Annotated in this window: 1 protein-coding gene and 1 pseudogene; both read right to left on the bottom strand. The window is 63.0% G+C overall.

The window, feature by feature from the left end; translation table 11 throughout:
* Positions 1–271 (bottom strand): 30S ribosomal protein S19 (gene rpsS, locus BZL64_RS36710; RefSeq protein WP_086773342.1); only part of this gene is annotated, 271 nt, incomplete at its 3' end.
* Positions 272–283: 12 nt separating this feature from the next.
* Positions 284–478, bottom strand: a pseudogene (locus BZL64_RS41675) (50S ribosomal protein L2); the annotation flags it as partial.

Genomic DNA, 478 nt, shown 5'->3' with positions numbered 1-478 from the left:
TCGACTTCCGGTCGTCCTTGACGTGACCCCGGAAGGTGCGCGTCGGCGAGAACTCGCCGAGCTTGTGGCCGACCATCGACTCGGTGACAAACACCGGAATGTGGGTCTTGCCGTTGTGCACCGCGATCGTGTGGCCGAGCATGGCCGGGATGATCATCGAGCGACGGGACCAGGTCTTGATGACGTTCTTGGAACCGGCTTCGTTCTGTACGTCCACCTTCTTGATGAGGTGGTCGTCGACGAAGGGCCCCTTCTTGAGACTGCGCGGCATCTAAACCCGCTCCTAGCGCTTCTTGTTCGTCTTGCGGCGGCGGACGATGTACTTGTTCGATGCCTTCTTCGGCGAACGAGTACGACCCTCCTTCTGACCCCACGGGGAGACCGGGTGGCGACCACCGGAGGTCTTGCCCTCACCACCACCGTGCGGGTGGTCAACCGGGTTCATCGCCACACCGCGGACGGACGGGCGAACGCCCAG

Origin of the sequence: Streptomyces bobili, assembly GCF_002154575.1 — a bacterium.
Classification (GTDB): domain Bacteria; phylum Actinomycetota; class Actinomycetes; order Streptomycetales; family Streptomycetaceae; genus Streptomyces; species Streptomyces bobili.
The sequence above is the reverse complement of the archived record's forward strand: the minus strand, read 5'-3'. Positions and strand labels throughout refer to the sequence as shown.